This window comes from Flavobacterium sp. B114r (assembly GCF_056824125.1).
Map to the genome: position 1 here is coordinate 3,591,403 of NZ_CP124858.1, position 18,779 is coordinate 3,610,181.

Annotated in this window: 11 protein-coding genes; 8 read left to right on the forward strand and 3 right to left on the reverse strand. The window is 32.1% G+C overall.

Going from position 1 to position 18,779, the window contains the following annotated elements; all coding sequences use genetic code 11:
* Window positions 1-44: 44 nt before the first annotated feature.
* Complete coding sequence (locus QLQ94_RS15355) at window positions 45-2,669, reverse strand: phosphatidylglycerol lysyltransferase domain-containing protein (RefSeq protein WP_482497679.1); 2,625 nt, start codon at window positions 2,667-2,669, stop codon at window positions 45-47.
* Between the two features lie 290 nt (window positions 2,670-2,959).
* Here QLQ94_RS15355 and QLQ94_RS15360 point away from each other — a divergent pair, with 290 nt between their 5' ends.
* The gene (locus tag QLQ94_RS15360; RefSeq protein ID WP_482497681.1) at window positions 2,960-6,352 is read left to right on the forward strand and encodes a trifunctional glycoside hydrolase family 18/polysaccharide deacetylase/glycosyltransferase family 2 protein; all 3,393 of its coding nucleotides are present in this window, start codon (window positions 2,960-2,962) and stop codon (window positions 6,350-6,352) included.
* 176 nt (window positions 6,353-6,528) lie between these two features.
* On the opposite strand, the gene QLQ94_RS15365 is transcribed toward QLQ94_RS15360, so the two are convergent.
* On the reverse strand, window positions 6,529-7,032 hold the full coding sequence (locus QLQ94_RS15365) for a GNAT family N-acetyltransferase (RefSeq protein WP_271336085.1): 504 nt from the start codon (window positions 7,030-7,032) through the stop codon (window positions 6,529-6,531).
* A gap of 704 nt (window positions 7,033-7,736) precedes the next feature.
* Between QLQ94_RS15365 and QLQ94_RS15370 the strand changes: the two genes are divergently transcribed.
* The 5 genes from QLQ94_RS15370 to QLQ94_RS15390 all read left to right on the forward strand — a co-directional run bounded on the left by QLQ94_RS15370 (window position 7,737) and on the right by QLQ94_RS15390 (window position 13,409).
* Window positions 7,737-9,488 (forward strand): ATP-binding protein, encoded by a 1,752-nt coding sequence (locus QLQ94_RS15370; RefSeq protein WP_271336086.1) that lies wholly within the window; start codon window positions 7,737-7,739, stop codon window positions 9,486-9,488.
* Window positions 9,489-9,579: 91 nt separating this feature from the next.
* A complete protein-coding gene (locus tag QLQ94_RS15375) occupies window positions 9,580-10,233 on the forward strand; it encodes a response regulator transcription factor (RefSeq protein WP_271336087.1) in 654 nt (217 codons plus the stop codon).
* Between the two features lie 556 nt (window positions 10,234-10,789).
* Window positions 10,790-12,304 (forward strand): PAS domain-containing sensor histidine kinase, encoded by a 1,515-nt coding sequence (locus tag QLQ94_RS15380; protein WP_482497684.1) that lies wholly within the window; start codon window positions 10,790-10,792, stop codon window positions 12,302-12,304.
* 60 nt (window positions 12,305-12,364) lie between these two features.
* Window positions 12,365-12,748: a YegP family protein gene (locus QLQ94_RS15385; RefSeq protein WP_427402239.1), complete on the forward strand. Its 384-nt coding sequence runs from the start codon at window positions 12,365-12,367 to the stop codon at window positions 12,746-12,748.
* Between the two features lie 205 nt (window positions 12,749-12,953).
* On the forward strand, window positions 12,954-13,409 hold the full coding sequence (locus QLQ94_RS15390; RefSeq protein WP_271336090.1) for a hypothetical protein: 456 nt from the start codon (window positions 12,954-12,956) through the stop codon (window positions 13,407-13,409).
* Window positions 13,410-13,501: 92 nt separating this feature from the next.
* Here QLQ94_RS15390 and QLQ94_RS15395 read toward each other — a convergent pair whose 3' ends face one another.
* Window positions 13,502-14,443 carry a proline dehydrogenase family protein gene (locus tag QLQ94_RS15395; protein WP_427402240.1) on the reverse strand — a complete coding sequence of 314 codons (942 nt, stop codon included), beginning with the start codon at window positions 14,441-14,443 and terminating at the stop codon, window positions 13,502-13,504.
* A 506-nt stretch (window positions 14,444-14,949) separates the two neighbouring features.
* On the opposite strand from QLQ94_RS15395, the gene QLQ94_RS15400 reads away from it, so the two are divergent.
* Both QLQ94_RS15400 and QLQ94_RS15405 read left to right on the forward strand, forming a co-directional pair.
* Window positions 14,950-17,130: an HAD-IIB family hydrolase gene (locus tag QLQ94_RS15400; protein WP_271336092.1), complete on the forward strand. Its 2,181-nt coding sequence runs from the start codon at window positions 14,950-14,952 to the stop codon at window positions 17,128-17,130.
* A 128-nt stretch (window positions 17,131-17,258) separates the two neighbouring features.
* On the forward strand, window positions 17,259-18,773 hold the full coding sequence (locus QLQ94_RS15405) for a glycoside hydrolase family protein (RefSeq protein WP_271336093.1): 1,515 nt from the start codon (window positions 17,259-17,261) through the stop codon (window positions 18,771-18,773).
* The last annotated feature ends 6 nt before the right edge of the window (window positions 18,774-18,779 follow it).

Consider the following 18,779-nt stretch of genomic DNA (forward strand, 5'->3'; position numbering starts at 1 on the left):
TTTTGCTATTCGCTATAGGGTATAGGAGTAGCTAATTTTGTAACCTAAGGCTTTATCACTTTTGTCAAAATTCGCGGAATCTGGATTAGGTCATAATCATCAGTAAAAACAATATATTGATTGTGCCAGGAAGGAGAGAATTTATCCTTAAAATCCCGAAGACCCTTATAATGCGAAAATGATTTGACTTTTTCATATGCATATTTCATTGATTTTTCCTGTATGGTTTGCGGGTTTTCGATTCCGCTCATTGGTGCCAGACCAAGATCTGCATAAATAATATCTTTCGATTTAAGATAATCAAAAAGTGCCACCATCATAAAATCGATAATTCCATTAGGAGCATCATTTGTTTTGCGGATCAAATCATACGTGCCTTCATTTTTTGCATAATCCGGAATTATATTTAAGAAAGCAAGAATTTTACCTTCACTATTTTGAACAGTAATAATGGTTTGATTTTTTAGTTCTTCCCATAAAAAAATACCCTGAGAAAAAAGCAACTCTTTTCTCGAAGTTTCTTCAAGCCATTGGTCGCTTACAGCTTTAATTTGCTGCAGTAAACCATCCTTTATAGGGGGCTGGTTAATAATGGGCTGTAAACCAAGATCACTAATTTTTTTCAGGGAATTGCGGAGTGATTTTCTATTCTGACCCTCGAGATGAAATTCCCGCAGATCAACAACAGCTGCCTGCCCGAGGAAAAAATATTTTTTACCCAATTCAGTATACGTTTTTAAATTTGCTTCAGGTATACGATAATAAATGCTTCTTAATCCAAATTCATAGCAAAACTGGTCAAATTCTGTGATGCAAAGGGAGGTTTCCTGAGTATTACTGCCAACAGGATTTTCTAAAACAACTGCAAAATTTCCGGACAATCGATAAGAAATAAAGGCATTTTTACTTTTAGAAATAAAAATCAATTTATCGAAATACGTTTTAAAATAATCCAGGCTTGAGTTTCCGTAGCTGTTAACCAATTCAGTCGCAATTTCTTTTTCTTGCGGACTAACCGTATTCTTTATTATGGAAGGCTTTACCAGTGTATAAATTAGAAAACCGAAAGAAAGGAATCCGCTAATTTTGAGAGAGAGTAAAAAGTGCTCGGCAAAAGTTCCCGTTGGATGAAGATTGTCACTCCCAAACAGAAAATAATTCTGAAACGTATAACGGATAGATTCACTTAAACTAAAATCGATATTAAAGTGCTTTTTATCAAAGAAATAAAACCCTAATACACCATAAATCAAAACCGCCAGAATACTTAACAATGAGGTTTGCAAACCTATAATACCAAGCCTTGGATTGGTCTTGACGTAATATTCTTTTCTGGTTGCGATTAGAACACAAAGAACCAGAAAAGCAACGGTCGATTCTTCAAAATCTATGGCTTTGGTAAGATTACCTATTATAGAAATCACAGATAAAATCAGGGCAAACCACCAAGTCATTCGAAGTCCTTTTAGCATAAAAGCTGCTGTTACCAATAAAAATAATCCGGTGGTCAATACAAGATAATTTGATGCATGTATTGCTTCAAGAGGCAGGAAATCTTTAAGGAGAATAAGTCGGCTATTTATTGCAGGCGTCAAAACAGATATGATATTAATAATACCAAGAACCAGTAGAAGCAAAGCAGGCACAACACGAAGAAGCAGTTTTTGAATCTTTGAAATAAATAAAATAACGCCGGCAAACAGAGGAAGCCAAAATTCGAAAACACGATAAAAAAGTGTTAAGGCAACGGCTTCCATATTACTAAAACCATATTGTATTAACAGGTATCCCATAGAAACTTCGACAGCGCCTAAACCTCTCAAAAATGGAGAGATTATTAAAAAAATAACAGCAACAACATACGCCATTGCCGCAGCAAAAAGTGATGGTTCGAATTGAAGCGCTTTCATGGCAATATAAATATGTACAATACCAATAATATCAATAATCAAAGAGCATAATACGATCTTTAAAAATTTAGTTCTGTTTATTTTATGTTCTTGTAAATCAATTATAAAAGGTTCAATTTTAGGGAAACTTTTTAAGAGTAATCTATACAGTTTTCCTTTCTGAATTAAAGAATTAAACGAAAGTACCAGTAAAGGAATAATAACGATTACAAGACCCAAAACAATCCATTCATTGGCACTAACACTTCCTTCTAATAATGAAAAAAGAAAAAGTGGTATTGCCAGCAGGATTACCGATACGATACCCACAAAGCCGTAAATCGCTGATGCTAAATGAACATCTGTTTTTGTAGTTCCTTTTTTTAACAGCGTATCCGTAAAAAAGAACAGTGAGGTAATGCCGCCGGCAGGAATAAATACACTTATAAAATTGCGCTTTAAGAATAAGATATTTGCATCTTTCCAGGTGATTTTTGCACCAATAGCATCAAATGAAACGACGTACATTAATCCTTGAAGAAAAATATATATAAAGGTTACCAGAAAAGCGATAATGACCCATTGTGGCTGGGCTTCGGTAATACTGTTTTTTATTTGATAAAGCTCGTTATGTTCTTCTTTGATGAACCAAATACCGACAAAAATAAAAAAAAATGTCAAAATAACCTGGCCTGATAATTTTCCCTTTTTAGAGAAAAAAGTCAGCGCTTTTTTTTTGAGTAAACTTAAAGTGCTATTGGTGTTTTTTGTTTCTGTCATCGTAATATCACTTATTTGCTTTGATATAAAAATACTATATAAATTAATAGAGAAAGTAATTTTATTGATTAAAGATTAAAAAAAAGTAAGATATTTACCGGATTAATTGAAGCTTCAGACTTTTTTGAAGACGATCTTGTATTTCGTTTATACCTCAAATTATAAAAGATAATAACAATGAATTGAAAAAGGAGCGATTTTTCTACGATTAATAAACAGATCATTATAGAAGTCTAAATTGAATTAAATCAGATTTTTGACTTAAATTTATACAGTATTTAATTAAAATTATGGACAATAAAAAACAAGTATTTCAAACGCAAACTAAATTGCGTTGGAGAACTTTTCAATGGTCAACCAGATTGATTATTTTTCTCCTCTTAATGTTGATTCCGGTTTTTATTATTACGCTCCAGAGAGGATTAAAACCTTCATTGCCAATATTAGGGAACGATACTTCGACACAAAAACTGGTAAATCCAAGTACACCAGTAGAACTTACTGCGAAGGAACTGATAAAATACAAAGGTTTTAATAGTTTTTTGAGATCAAAATCAAAAATGGAAAAGCTAAAAAAGCAAAGCGTAGGAATTGATTTTCCGGAAATTCGTGCTGCTTTTTATGTTGATTGGGATCCGCAAAGTTTCTTTTCACTTCAAAAGAATATTGGTAAACTCAATATGGTAATTCCGGAATGGTTTTTTTTAGATCCAAAAACAGATTTACTGCGGGTAGAAATTGATACGGCAGCTTTGAAAGTCATGAAAAAAGCAGGAATAAAAATAGTTCCTCTTATAAATAATATCAATGAATCTAAAGGCGAAGGAGAGTTTGACGGCGATATGGTTCATAGAATATTGCATGACAACGTAAAGAAAGAAAGGCTGATTAACGATATCGTTAAAAATCTTAAAAAATATAATCTTCAGGGAATTAATATTGATTTTGAGGAATTTAAAGAAAATAGCGACGAGCCTATAATTGCTTTTCAAAAAGAACTTTATGAAAAATTGCATCCCATGGGATTTCTTGTTACCCAGGATATCATGGCCAATGATGATGATTTTAATATAAAGGCATTATCTCAATATAATGATTATATGTTTTTAATGGCATATGACGAACATTATAGCGGTAGTGTGCCGGGAGCAATAAGCAGTCAAAAATGGACAGAAAGAATTCTGGATCAGGTTGCAAAAGAGATTCCGTCTAATAAAATTATTCTCTGTTTTGCCGGTTATGGTTATGATTGGGAAAAAAATAAAGAAGCTGTAACCGTTACATACGACGAGGCATTATCGCTGGCCAAACAATATGGTGCGAAAATTACCTTTAATGATAACAGTTATAATAACTCGTTTAATTATACTGACGGAAGAGGGAATAAACATCAGGTTTATTTTACTGATGCCGCAACTAATTTTAATACCATCAGGTTTGCAGATGAATATGGTACTGCCGGAACCGCATTATGGCGATTAGGTAGTGAAGACAGCAGGTTATGGCATTATTATAACAGAAGCCTGACGAATAAAAGCATAGCCAAAACCCCATTTGATTTTAAAACATTAGAGAAAGTGCATATGAGTTTCTCGACGCCTGATTATATCGGTGAAGGAGAAATTCTGAATGTGCTTACGGATCCTCAGCCGGGAAAAATTAATCTGCAGACAGATCCAAATGAATCAATTATTACAGAACAAAAATATGTAGAACTGCCTACAAAATATGTTATAAGCAAATTTGGGAATGTACATAAAGAGGTTATTCTAACTTTTGATGATGGTCCTGATCCTACTTATACGCCACAAATTTTAGATATATTAAAGCGTGAAAAAATTCATGCCGCATTTTTTGTAGTCGGACTTCAGGGAGAAAACAATATCCCGCTTCTGCAGAGAATTTATACAGAAGGGCATGAGATAGGCAATCATACTTTTACACATCCTAATATTGCAGTGGTCAGTAAAGAAAGAGCTTCTGCCGAAATGGAAACGACCCGATTATTAATCGAAGCGGTTACGGGAAGAAGTACCGTGCTTTTTAGAGCGCCTTATAATGCTGATGCTGAACCAACAACAGAAGCAGAGCTGCGACCTGTTGCATTAAGTAAATTGCAAAACTATTATACTGTAGGAGAAAGTATCGACCCTAACGATTGGGAAAAAGGCGTTGTTGCTGACAGTATTTATAACAGGGTAATCAGAGGATATGAAGCTGATCCGACTAAAGGAATTATTCTGCTTCATGATGCCGGTGGCAACAGACAGGCAACTGTAGAAGCTTTGCCCAGAATCATAAAATATTTTAAAGACAAAGGAATTCAGTTTACAACCGTTTCTAAGTTATTAGGAAAGACTAAAGATGAAATTATGCCAAAGGCAAAAGGAAATTTGGTAACCCTTGATAACATCATTTTTGATCTTGGATATTGGTTTGGTAATTTTATTACAGCCCTTTTTTGGATCGCTATTTTTTTAGGATTCATCCGTATTTTATTAATGGCAATTATGGCTTTCCTGAAAAAATGGAAAGATTATAAATATCCGTTAAGTTATACTATAGCAGGAGAACGTTACCCAAAAGTAAGTATCATTGTACCTGCTTATAATGAAGAGGTAAATGCCGTAAAAACACTTCATAACTTGCTTCGACAGGATTATCCTAACTTTGATATTATTTTTGTCGATGATGGTTCAAAAGACACTACATTCAGTCAGGTAGATACAGCGTTTAAAAATCATGATATTGTAAAAGTACATACCAAAGTAAATGGTGGTAAAGCCTCAGCACTTAACCACGGAATTGCGATAACTCAGAATGATTTTGTAGTTTGTATTGATGCAGACACCCAATTAAAAACAGATGCACTTTCACAATTAATGAAGTGTTTTACCCTACAGTTTAAAAACAATCAGATAGTAGGTGCCGTTGCCGGAAATGTAAAAGTAGGAAACGAAAATACCATGCTTGCCAAATGGCAGAGCATCGAATATACTACTGCTCAAAATTTTGACAGAAGGGCTTTTGATTTGATTAACGGAATCACGGTGGTGCCGGGAGCTATTGGCGCTTTTAGGAAAGAAGCGATCGAAACAGCAGGAGGTTTTACAACTGATACTCTTGCCGAAGATTGTGATTTGACGATAAGAATTCTACGAAACAACTACCGAATCGTTAATTGTGTTCAAGCCGTTGCCGTTACAGAAGCACCTGAAACTTTGAATGAATTCATGAAACAGCGTTTCCGTTGGAGTTATGGTATTATGCAGGCATTCTGGAAAAATCGTGACGCCTGTTTTAATCCAAAGTATAAAGGACTCGGAATGGTGTCATTGCCTAACGTATTAATTTTTCAGATCGTGCTTCCCATTTTTGCTCCGTTGGCAGATTTAATTCTGATCGTCAGTCTGATCTGGAATCATAATAATCCCGACAGTCTTCATAAAATTGGAATTTATTATCTTGTATTTATGCTGGTAGATATGCTGGTAAGCGTAATTGCTTTTATTTTCGAAAAAGAAAAATTAAGCAAACTCATCTGGCTGATTCCGCAACGATTTGTCTACCGTCAGTTAATGTATGTGATATTATTCAGAGCAATCAGAAGAGCTATAAAAGGAGAAAGCCAGAGTTGGGGAGTACTAAAGAGAACCGGAAATGTGGGGTCTTTGGATGGGTAGAATTCCCAGTCCTGAAGAGTTATAATAAAAAATTGCGCAAATGTCTCTGACTTTGCGCAATTTTTTTTGTTTTACGGTAAGTTGTAAACTTGATAAAAGTCTCCTGACTTTTTATAAATTATCATAAATGGTTAATAGGAAAGATAAATCACTTAATTTTAAATTAAAAGAATAACCTACAACAATCTTTCTATCTTAAAATAAGCTATTTCTTCCTCATCTCTTATTAAATTATTCAATCGTTCAAATCCTGCTTTTTGCAATACATTTTGTGATCCACTATTGTTGAGATCAGTTATCGCTACGACTTCATTCGTATTTGTATGGGCAAAACTATATTGAGTTAGAGCTTTACAAACCTCTGTCGCAATACCTTTTCCCCAATATTGCCTGCTGAGTACATATCCAATTTCTATTTGGCTTGTATTGGGTACAAAAACACGGGCAACGCACATTCCTATAAAATTATTATTTGTAGTATCGAAAATCGCCCATCGACTAAGTTTTTTCTTTTCATAATTCTCCAGCAACTCATTAAACATCTCAGCATATCTTTCTGGCGAAGCCTCAGGAAGGTATTGTGTAACCTGATCATCTTTAAAAAGATTTAAAAATGTCTGTTGTTCGTGTGGTAAAAATTCTCGAATAATTATTCTTGGGCTTTGATATAAAGTAGACATTAACTATAATAGTATTAAGGTAAATGATTTGAGTTCTTTTTTAGTTTTTGCTGAAATGTAGAGCAGGATTTTCTTTTGTAAATACAGCCGAATTTAGAGAAAATAAATAATAGAGCAAAATTAATATGCTGCCCCGTTGTGCAGTATCATTATATTAAATTGTTATCTGGTTGTTTTGTAAAGGAACTTAGCTATTTTTGCACTTGAATTGTATTTATATTTTAGAAAATTTTAATCGTAAAAAGAGTATTTTATTTGTAGAACAAGTTCTACATGCGGTTTTATATTGTTCTACACAATGTTAATCCTGAGCAAGCTACTTTTGCAACTAATTAAAAGCATAAAAATAAATATATATTCAAAATATAATTGAAAATATGTAAATTGTTTATAGCATATTTAATGAATTAAAAGAATCCCCAAGTCTCTTTTAAATATTTGTTGCCGTTATAATTAGTGCTGATTTTGCTGCCGGATAAGCTTTGCTGTTTTTATTTAAGCCAGGTTTATTTTTAAGCGAACAACAACTTTTACCGGCATTAGATTTTAATCAGTAATACTGATTGAAATCCAATAAATAATATTTATTCAAAATGTAGTACATCATTCATGATAATACTTCAGATACCTAATTAAAACAATTGAATGAGTTATTGATTTTCTTCTTTACTCATTATTTTTTTATCATTTTAAAAATATAAATTTTGATTAGAAAGCATTTATTGAATGATACATTTAGTTTATTGAAACTAAAATTCAAACACAGAAAAATAATTCATTACTCGCTAATAGCTTTTGTTATTTTGTTGCAGTTAATAGTTGTAATTATTTGGTACAATGAAACATCAAATGAATCTGAAATGTCTAAGGCTTTGGATTCTATGACTTCTTTGAATAAAATATCGCAATATACGGGTAGAATAAATCATTCATTTATTGATTCTCAAAAGAATTTTAATGCTTATAAAAGTCAAAAAGATCAGGCTTCACTAGACAAATACAATGTTTCATTAAACGAAATAAGCCGTTTGGTAGACAGCCTGAGTTTGATTACTACAGATAATAAGGCATTTATGAAGATTCTGATGGAAAAGAATCGATCAGCATATACCATTGAATCCTTAAAAGCAGATATTGATTCTATTATCGAAACCCAGATTAATCCGTCTAAAAATAACACTTCGAAATCTTTCAAACTCAATAAATTTGAATATAAAAAGATTTTGGATAGTATTAAAACGGATTCTTATATACAAGTTGACAGTGTGTCAAAAAAAGGATTATTTACAAGATTAGGTAATGCTTTGGCCGGAAAAATGGATGTGCAAAAAGAACAGCTTAAGATTACGGTTACCATGAAATACAATGATAAAATGGTATCCGGAAGCATCGAAGATCAATTTGCAAATTTGTTTAAAACTACCAATAATTACTACGAAAATCAATTTCAGAATTTAAAAAAGTCATTTGCAAGTTTAAAGGATCAGGATTCAAAATTAACGGAGCTTAATAATAAACTGCTGAATTTAGAAGCAGAGATAATGCCTCATTATAATAAATCGTTAAACACGCTGCAAGACGACACCCAAAAACAGTTGCAGAATCAATACAATTCTAATAAAATAGTGAGAAGTTACACTATTGCAGTCCTGATAATATTGATGTTTATTATATCGATTGTACTTTTTAGTTTTACCAGAATGGCTTTTCAATATGAGAAAAGACTAACCATTGCACAAATTAAAATACGCGAAAGCTTAAATTTTAAAAATAGGATTATGGGAATGGTCAGTCATGAAATTAGATCGCCGCTTAGTATCATCTCTATTTACAGCAAAATGATAAGTTCATCGATAAAAGATCCTGAGATAAAAGATACTTTTAAATCGATTCAGTTTACCACAAACTCGTTGCTTCTTTTGGCAAATCAGATATTGGAATATTCTAAAGATGAAAATTATTTACCAAAATTAAACAACAAAAACTTCCATTTAAACGAAGAAATCAATCAGATCATTTACGCGATGACTTCATTGGTAGAAAGTAAAGGCAATAAAATTGAGTTTCGTTCTAATTTGGTTTCAGATCTTGAAGTTTATTCAGATCCTACAAAAATACACCAGCTTTTTTATAATATTATTGGTAATGCCAATAAGTTTACAAAAGACGGATTGATAGCAATTACGATTGATCCTGATAAGATTTCAGGTAAAAAAATTAATCTAAATGTTGAAATTCAGGACAACGGAATTGGTATTGCGGAAAATGATTTAAAGAATATATTCGAACTCTATTATCAAGGAACTGTTTCAGGAAAAGTGAATGATCTTGGAGTTGGTTTAGGACTTAATTTATGTAAAGAAATAGTCGAGTTATTTGGTGGAGAAATTAGTGTTCAAAGTCAGCAGGGTAAAGGCACAACGATTAAGTTCAATCTTATAATAAGTTTGGTTTAAAATTCAAAACAGAACGTTTATATTTTTGTACTTTACAATATCAAATAGTAATAAGAAGGGAAGAGCGCCGCAACAATTTTAATTTATGCAAATGAAAATGAAATCAACATCCAACAACTATAGTTTTTTAGTTGCTGATGACCACAGCGTGGTAAGACAAGGCGTTTCTCTGATCATAAAAGAGTTATTTTTGAATGCCACAATTTATAAAGCAGGAAATTTTAAAGAAACATTTGATATTCTAAAAGAGGTAAAAGTCAACTTATTAATTTTGGATGTGAATTTTCCTGATGGTAATAGCATAAATGTCATTTCAGAAATTAAAGCAATTCAGCCCGATGTCAAAATATTAATATTTTCGGCCTATGATGAAAATATTTATGCGATGCGCTATTTAAATGCTGGCGCTTCGGGATATTTGAACAAAGAAACGACAGAAGATGAAATGAAAAATGCAATCAATACCATGATTGCATCAGGAAAATATATTACCCAGAATATAAAAGACAAAATTTTAGATTCTTATATTTCAAAAAAGCCCACAAATCCGCTGGATCTTTTATCGAACAGAGAAATTGAAGTAGCACAGCTATTAATTAAAGGATATGGTAATCTGGAAATATTAGAACTTTTAAACATAAAAAAAACAACCGTTAGTACTTATAAAAACAGGATTTTCGAAAAGTTAGAGATTGACAATCTGGCTGATTTAATAAAGTTCTTTCAGCTCTATTATGACGAATAGTTCTCTCTGATTATCGCATTAACTGTTATCGCACAGTTTGTTATCGAATATTTATCAAAAACAGGAATCTGCCAGGTTCCTGTTTTTTTATGCCATAAATTTTTAGAATTGTAAGTTATTTTCTGTAGAAATAGTTCTACACAACTCCGTGCATTGTTCTATAAAGTATTGATTTTATTGAGAGTATTTTTGTAACGTCAGGAAGAATAAGCAATTAAGAATTTAAAGAAAGAGATATATTTAATTACCTGTTAATGCCAAATTTTCCTGATATAAGAATAATCTTTTTGTTGTCGCAGACGGCTTTTGTTTGTGTTTTTGGACTTTATACAATGCAGGTCAATTTTATTTTTTGAGGGTGGCCGTCTGATCAACAAATAATCATTTTTAGAGCTTAGAAAAAGATAGAATTATAAGAATGATTTAAAGGAGAGAGAATATATGCCAGATTGAGATTTTATTAAAAGTAGGTTTAATAAAAAAATAAAGAAATCTCTCCTTTACTTATTCTGTAATACTTAGAAATTAAGGAATGTTATTTTTAAAAGATGAGGATATGGAATTCGATTTTTATAAAACCAAAAAAAATAAGACAGTAGATAAATTGAAATCTATACTATTGGACGAAATTCAGGACGCTTTTTTTGTTTTAACGATTTCAGCGCACAATGATTACGATATGCCATTTATAAGCAATTCGGCTTATGATATGTTTGAAATCCAGCATGAGGATATGTTTACCAATACAATACTTTCTGCCTGCAATCAAATTCATCATGAAGATAAGACCTTAGTCAAGCAATCATTGATTGATTCGATTAAAAAAAGGAAAAGCTGGAATACTATTTTCAGGGTATTATTGCCTGAAAAAGGTTCTTGCTGGTTCAAAATTACATCAAAAAGAAAAGTAAATAATGATGGAAGTATTGAACTGTACGGAAGAGTAACTGATATTACAGAGTTAAAGGAACAGGAATTAAAGTTTCAAATTTCAGAAGAACGTTTTAAGTTCGTTATGGAAACTTCAGTGTCAGGTATTTGGGATTGGAATATGAAAACGAATACTATTTATTATTCACCACAATCTTTTAAAATATTAGAATCAGATACTGCCGAAGTTTTTAATTCTCCTGAACAATGGAAAGAAATTGTTCACCCTGATGATCTGAAAAAATACTGCGAGGCTCTTGATAATCATTTTGAAAATAAAACACCTTTCTACGAAAATTTTCATCGCATACTTACATCTGGTAATAAATACAAATGGATTTTAAACAGAGGGAAAGTAATAGAACGCGATATCGATGGCAAACCATCAAAGATAATAGGAACTCATACTGAGGTTTCATCTCAAAAAGAGAAAGAGTTGGAGCTAATGAAAAAAATGGAGTTTTACAGTGAAAAAAATAACAGGCTTTTGAATTTTTCTCACATTGTATCTCATAATTTAAACTCGCATGCTGGAAATTTTAAATTGCTTCTGGACATGATTGACCTCGAAGAAAATTTCGCTGATAAGCGCGAAACGATGAAATACCTGAGAACGGTTTCTAATGATCTTAACAAGACAATAGAAGATTTATCGCAAATAGTGAATATTCAGAATAATGATAAAATTATTGTTGAACCGCTGAACCTAAATGCTTATTTAGGCAGGGTTCTCAATATCGTTAGTGCTTATAGCCATAGAAATAATGCTACAATTATAAACAATATTCCTGCAGAAGCAACTATTAATTTTAATCCGGCTTATCTCGAAAGTGTCTTGCAAAATTTATGTACAAATGCAATAAAATATGCGCATCCGGAAAAATTTTTGATAATTGAATTCAATTTTTTTCTGGAAAATGAAAAGAAGGTATTGACCATAAAAGACAACGGACTGGGAATTGATCTCGAAAAATACGGGCATTTGCTATTTGGGATGTACAAGACATTTCATAATCATGAAAAATCGAACGGTATAGGTTTATACATTACAAAAAACCAGATTGAGTCCATGAACGGGAGCGTTACAGTAGAAAGCAAGGTTGGAAAAGGGACAACGTTTAAAATCATTTTTAATGATTAAGTGTTTTTACGATTTAGAATCGAAATTTAATATAAGGTTACACAAAAAATAATTTTTAAAATGGAAAAATTTGTAATTACTATAAATGCAAATGGAGAATATCAATTTGATTTTATAAACAATAATAACGAAGTTATTCTGAGTAGTGGAGAATACACCAGAAAATTTATGTGCATAAAAGGGATTGAATCTGTAAAAAACAATTCGCAGGACAATACAAAATTTAACAGAAAAACATCTCAAACCAATAAAAGATATTTCAATATAAAAGCATTCAACGGAAAAATTATTGCCATCAGTAAAATGTTCGATGACAAGAACTTATGCGATTTAGAAATGGAATCATTTAGAACAAAAGCGCCAAATACTTTAATAGAAGACAGATCAAATAGCAGAAAAGAGCCAAAAATTTACAGAAGGGCAGCAGTTGAAATGACGATTTAATAAATAAGTCCAAAACTTTAATTCAGCTGGAAAGAGTCCTGAATTTATACAATTTCATTTTTCTGGTCTTTAATAACTAAAGCATAAAAGTCTTATTATGGGGTTTTTATGTCCTATTATGACATTAATTGCGTTTATTTAAAAATACTTTTGTGCTTGTTTTTCAATAGCAGGTTTTTTGAAAAATAACATAAAGGAGTAAAATATGGCAATAGAAAAGATAAAAGTTTTAGTAGATGATGATAAAGGACATTTCTTAAAAATGTTCAGTAAAGAACTGACGGATGAATTTGAGTTTATGACAAACTCTTTTGCAGTTGACAGTCAAGTTGAGACTTTGTCTTTTGATCGTTTTATATCTGTTGTTTACAATAAATTGGAATTAATCGATTTTTTGGCATTAGAAAAAAAAGGATCAAATATTCTGGTATGTTTATTTAATAAACGCTTATATAGCAATACACCATTTATAGAAGAAATTAATGATTTGATTGTATTGGGCGGTTACAAAACGAAAAAAACAATTATTAAGGATTTAAAATCACATCTTAAAGAAAGTTATGATTCTAAAAACCAATCAAATAAAGTATTAACATCTGATTCGTATAAAAACCAGATACAATTTCATAGTTTTTTTAAAACGGTATTTTTTTTAATATAATCAGGGAGAAGAAATTCTCATTAAAACATAAAAAAACCAGTAAAGCCAACTTTACTGGTTTTTTTATATACAACTATTTCAGAAACAAAATATTAACTGACAATGTCATTCAAAGCCTGAAAAATATTCAAAGGATATTCGGCAATTCTATTGCACAAATACAAATACCATTCTTTACCATAAACAAAGTATAATTTTGTTGGATGACCTTGCTCTTTTAATTGGGCTAATTGCTCATTCTGAATGCCGTATAAACTTTCAAATTCATATAATTCTTTGCTCGGTTTGTATTTTTCAAGCATCGCAACTACTTCTTTCTGAATTAAATCATGATGCGTTGCTATGGCACATTTATAATTTCTTGACAATAATTGATCTACATAATATAAATAGCGTTCATCAAGTGCTGCTCCTCTTGGAATAGAAAAGCCCTCGGGAGTTTCAAAAGCCCCTTTGACCATTCTTATCCTTCCGTTTTGCTGGATTAAATCTTCAAAATCATCTTTTGATCGATGTAAATAAGCCTGAAGCGTAATGGAAACATTTTTATATTTTTGAGAAGCTGTTTTGTAGACATCAATTACAGCATCGGTTATTTCAATATTTTCTGCACTGATTGTTACTTCAATATTATCTTTTTCAGCCTCCTGGCATATTAAGTCTAAATTGTTTAAGCATAAATCTTTTGATAATGCTAAACCAATATGCGAAAGATCAAGAGAAAAAGTCGAGTTTAATTGTTGTTGTTTTATCTCTTGCGCTATCCTGATAAATTCATTAGATGCCTCGGTCGCTTCTTTTTCAGTTAGCGTATTTTCGCCCATGAACTCTATAGAAGTTTTAAAACCTTGCTTATTTTGTTCCTTGACCTTGACAATAGTTTCTTCTAATGTTTCGCCGCCAATATATCGATCAGCAGCTTTTTTAATTGTTTTGAATAAGATTTCATTTGAAAGAATATACTCTTTTGCTTTCTCATTTAGGGCGGCTTTTCGTAAAGCACTAGCACCCATTAGTAATAAATCCTGTTCCATGTTTATTTAGTTTGATATAATAAAAGTTAATAACAAAAGATGTTTGTTATGAGATAATTAATTGCAAATTTTCAGAGAGGATATTGTTGGTAATCATATAATACAATATCGTTAAATTGTGATTGTCGATTGCTATAAACAAATTTTACGCAGAACACATTCTCGTGATTGTCGCAAAGCAAAAAAAATATTTGATTTTGGGACATTTAAGCAGAAGAAAAAACATTAGATAAAGCTGCTTATTTTGATAATGTTCACGTCACAAATATAAAAACGTCCTATCAAAATACATCGCTTTTAGTTTTTTTATTTACATCCATTATTATTGATAAAGGATGAAAAAATCGATTTGTTTAAGAATGTAAATATAACAACATTTAGCGTTTTTGAGGACTATGTTTCTTACAATTTAGGATTTAAATGTTAAGAATCTTGTTATTTTTTTTGTGAGTTTGGGTCAGACTGCCCGATTTTTTGTATCTTAAAAATTCTAACAAATAAAAACAATGAAGACAAAATTACGAATTTCATTAATCAACATACACGGACTCTTAAAAGGTTCGGGTCTGGAGATTGGTAGAGATGCTGATAATGGAGGACAAACTAAATACGTTTATGAACTTGCCGAGTTTTTATCGCAACATGAAGATGTAGAGCATGTTCATATTTTTACAAGGTTAATCGATGACAAAAATCTATCGCCGGAATATGCAGTACCTATCGAAATCATTAATGAAAAATTAGACATAAGAAGAATTCCTTTTTTAGGAAAAAAATACAAACCAAAAGAGCAATTATGGGACGGTTTGGACACTTTTGTAAATGGAATTGTCCAGCATATTAAACTTCATGATATATTCCCAAATTGGATACATTCTCATTACGGAGACGCCGGATATGTCGCCAGTGAATTATCGACCATCTTAAATATCCCTTTTGCTCATACCGGGCATTCATTAGGTTTTCATAAAAAGAATAAACTACTTGAAAGCGGTTTGAGTGAAGAAGAAATCGAAAAGAAATTTAAGTTCACACAGAGAATTGCCGCAGAAGAAAAAACATTAGAATTATCTGAATTTATTGTCACTTCTACAGAGCAGGAAATTGAAACCTATAAACCCTACGTAAATTTTGAATTAGGAAAATACCATGCTATTTCTCCCGGAATTGATACCAGTAAATTTGTACCCTATTATCACAGAGAACAGGATTCTGATAAACAAATGGAAGAGGAGCAAAGGAAATACTGGGTTGCTGAAACGATTTCGAAGTTTTTAATAAATCCACACAAACCATTTATTTTAGCGCTGTCAAGACCTGATCGCCATAAAAATCTTCACACCTTAATCGAGGTTTACGGTAAGGATAAAGAACTGCAGAGTATTGCTAATTTGGTCATTTTTGCCGGAATTAGAAAAGACATTTCGCAAATGCCGGAATCTGAAAAAGATGTTTTGACAGATCTTTTGCTTTTGATGGATAAGTACGATTTGTACGGAAAAATGGCAATTCCAAAGAAACATGACGTAGAAAATGAGGTTTCGATTATTTATCGTTATGCTGCCGAAAAAAGAGGTGTTTTTGTGAATTTAGCTTTACATGAAAACTTCGGATTAACTGTAATTGAATCCGCTAGTTCCGGTCTTCCGGTTGTGGTAACTAAAAATGGTGGACCATCAGAAATTATTCCTACTTGCCAGAACGGAGAATTGGTAGATCCGTTGAATGAAAATGAAATCAAAAAAGCTTTACGAAATATCTTAACCAATGAAAGTCAATGGAAATATTACTCTAATAACGGAGCAATTAATATTCAAAAACATTATAGCTGGTTAAGTCATGTTAACCAATATGTTGAACTGGTCAATGAAAATTTATCACTGTCGTCCGGTTCAGGAATCAAAAAACAGCACTATCCTAACATAAATATCGAAAGACTTAAAAGAAAGGTAGAACATTTATTTGTTTCAGATATAGACGGAACACTTATTGAACCAAAATTAAATAATCCCGGTCTAAAAGAATTAAAGGAACATTTGATTAACCGGACTGAAAAGATGGCTTTTGCACTCGCCTCCGGAAGAAACCTGGCGCTGGTAAAAAAAGTAATGGAAGAAGAACAATTTCCTTTACCGGATTTTATTATTTGTTCTGTTGGGACCGAAATTTATTACACAAATGGTAAAGATTATATTCTGGACAAAGGATGGGCAAAATTTTTAGCCGGTCGCTGGAAAAGAGAAGATATTGTAAACCGTTTAAAAGAGATTCCGTGGTTGCGATTACAAGAACCAGAAGCCCAAAATCCATACAAAATCTCTTATTATTATGATAAAGAAAAATACAATCACGATCAACTAATCGAAGTTTTAGGCACAGGATGGTACAAAGTAAATATTATCCCAAGTCATGGCGAGTTTCTTGATTTTATTCCTAAAAGAGCTTCGAAAGGAAATGCGATTAAATTTTTATGTCGCAAATGGTCGATTCCACTCACAAATGTAATTGCTGCAGGAGATTCAGGAAACGATATTGACATGTTCAGAGGCGCTGTAAAAGGAATTATCGTGGGAAACAGAAGTTTAGAATTAGCCAAATATGAAACTACCAAAAGTATTTATGTGGCAAAAAGTTCCGCATCTGAAGGTATTTTGGAAGGATTAAAACATTACAAAATAATTAAATAAAATATGGTTGAGTTTGCGCCCTGTCCACATGATATTCAACAAAGATTGGAGATTTTTTTATGGTGATTCTTATTTCGTAAGAATGACAATGGCAGCTGCACTCGGCAAATTAAATAAAAGTATAGAATATGTATTCAGGTTCAGGTTTTAGTAATTGGGAAATAGGAGATGTCGATGTATTTATAGATGATAGCGGCGTGCATCATTTGTTTCATTTAATTATTCCTAATCACGATTATATTGCACATGCAGTATCAAAAGATGGTCTTTCGTGGAAAAGAGTAAAAAACGCTTTGTTCGTGGGAGATCCCGGAGAATGGGATGATGATATGCTTTGGACAATGCATGTTAGTAAAAACTCTGAAGGAGAAGGTTACGAAATGTATTATACAGGCTTAAAACGTCAGGACAAAGGAATTACGCAAAAGGTAGGGCGTGCAGTTTCTCCAGATCTAATTCACTGGACAAAAGATAATCAATATGGTTTGCCGCTTAGAAGTAATGCGCCTTATTATGAAAGCAGGGATAATAACCCGCGGGAATGGCTCAGCTTCAGAGATCCTTTTAAATACCAGTTTGAAGGAGAAGACTATTTATTAATTTGTGCCCGCAGCGCAGTAGGACCAACATACAGAAGAGGTTGCATTGGTGTGGCAAAACGAGGAGAGAAAGGTTTTGTTCTTCAAAAACCGCTGCATGTAGCATATGTTTATGATGATATTGAATGTCCTTGTGTGGTCGAAATAAAAGGAATGCACTATTTATTAGGTTCGATTCGCGAAGATATAAAAGTTCGTTATTGGTTCTCTCCGGATTTTAAAGGAGAATACCACGCTTTTCATAACAATGTATTAATGCCACAAGGCAATTATGCAGCACGAATTGTAAAAGAAGGAGATTATTATTTGATTTATAACTTTTACTTTGTTGGCGGGAATGTCAACACACTTCGCGTTATTCCGCCACCAAAACAATTAGATGTTGACAGTAACGGCAGATTATTATTAAAAACATATCACCATTGGAGAACGCTTTATCAAAGAACAATTTATCAGAGAAACTTACCAATTCCTGTTCCAATTTTGGGAAACCCATCGGCTAATTTTGTTGTGGAAAATGAAAATAAATGGCGAATTGGCTGCAGAAGTGGTTATGAAGTTTTTTGTTTTGAAAAACCTTCGGAAAACTTTGTTTGGGAAGGTACACTGGCTGTTGAAGGAATGGGAAAAACAGGTTTTGTTATCGAATGTGATGAGCAGGGAACAGCCTATTATATATCAATTGATTTTGTAAATGGCTTTGTGCAATTTAGGGCATGGGGATTTAATGAAAAGGATGTAAAGAATAATTTTGTTTTTGAAAACATTCAAACCAATCAATTTGAGATAGTAGAAAACAAAGAAATTTATTTTAAAATTATCCGCTACGGAAATTATTATGAGCTTTCTATCAACGAAATAGTCAAGTTAACGTTATTGGATTTTAAATATAGCGAAGGCAAAATAGGAGTATACGTTTGTTCTGCAATTGTATCTTTAAGTGATTCAAAAATTCATGTAATTCCGGAACCCGAAAACGAATATGCAACGGCAGATCCTAATAAATCTCTGGAAGAATTTAATAAAATAACGCAAAATGCATAATTTTAA

Bases quoted from the DNA above. Each gene is read 5' to 3' on its own strand.
- QLQ94_RS15355 (WP_482497679.1), bottom strand. From the start codon at position 2,669: ATGACAGAAACAAAAAACACCAATAGCACTTTAAGTTTACTCAAAAAA.
- QLQ94_RS15360 (WP_482497681.1), top strand. From the start codon at position 2,960: ATGGACAATAAAAAACAAGTATTTCAAACGCAAACTAAATTGCGTTGG.
- QLQ94_RS15365 (WP_271336085.1), bottom strand. From the start codon at position 7,032: ATGTCTACTTTATATCAAAGCCCAAGAATAATTATTCGAGAATTTTTA.
- QLQ94_RS15375 (WP_271336087.1), top strand. From the start codon at position 9,580: ATGAAAATGAAATCAACATCCAACAACTATAGTTTTTTAGTTGCTGAT.
- QLQ94_RS15380 (WP_482497684.1), top strand. From the start codon at position 10,790: ATGGAATTCGATTTTTATAAAACCAAAAAAAATAAGACAGTAGATAAA.
- QLQ94_RS15385 (WP_427402239.1), top strand. From the start codon at position 12,365: ATGGAAAAATTTGTAATTACTATAAATGCAAATGGAGAATATCAATTT.
- QLQ94_RS15390 (WP_271336090.1), top strand. From the start codon at position 12,954: ATGGCAATAGAAAAGATAAAAGTTTTAGTAGATGATGATAAAGGACAT.
- QLQ94_RS15395 (WP_427402240.1), bottom strand. From the start codon at position 14,443: ATGGAACAGGATTTATTACTAATGGGTGCTAGTGCTTTACGAAAAGCC.
- QLQ94_RS15400 (WP_271336092.1), top strand. From the start codon at position 14,950: ATGAAGACAAAATTACGAATTTCATTAATCAACATACACGGACTCTTA.
- QLQ94_RS15405 (WP_271336093.1), top strand. From the start codon at position 17,259: ATGTATTCAGGTTCAGGTTTTAGTAATTGGGAAATAGGAGATGTCGAT.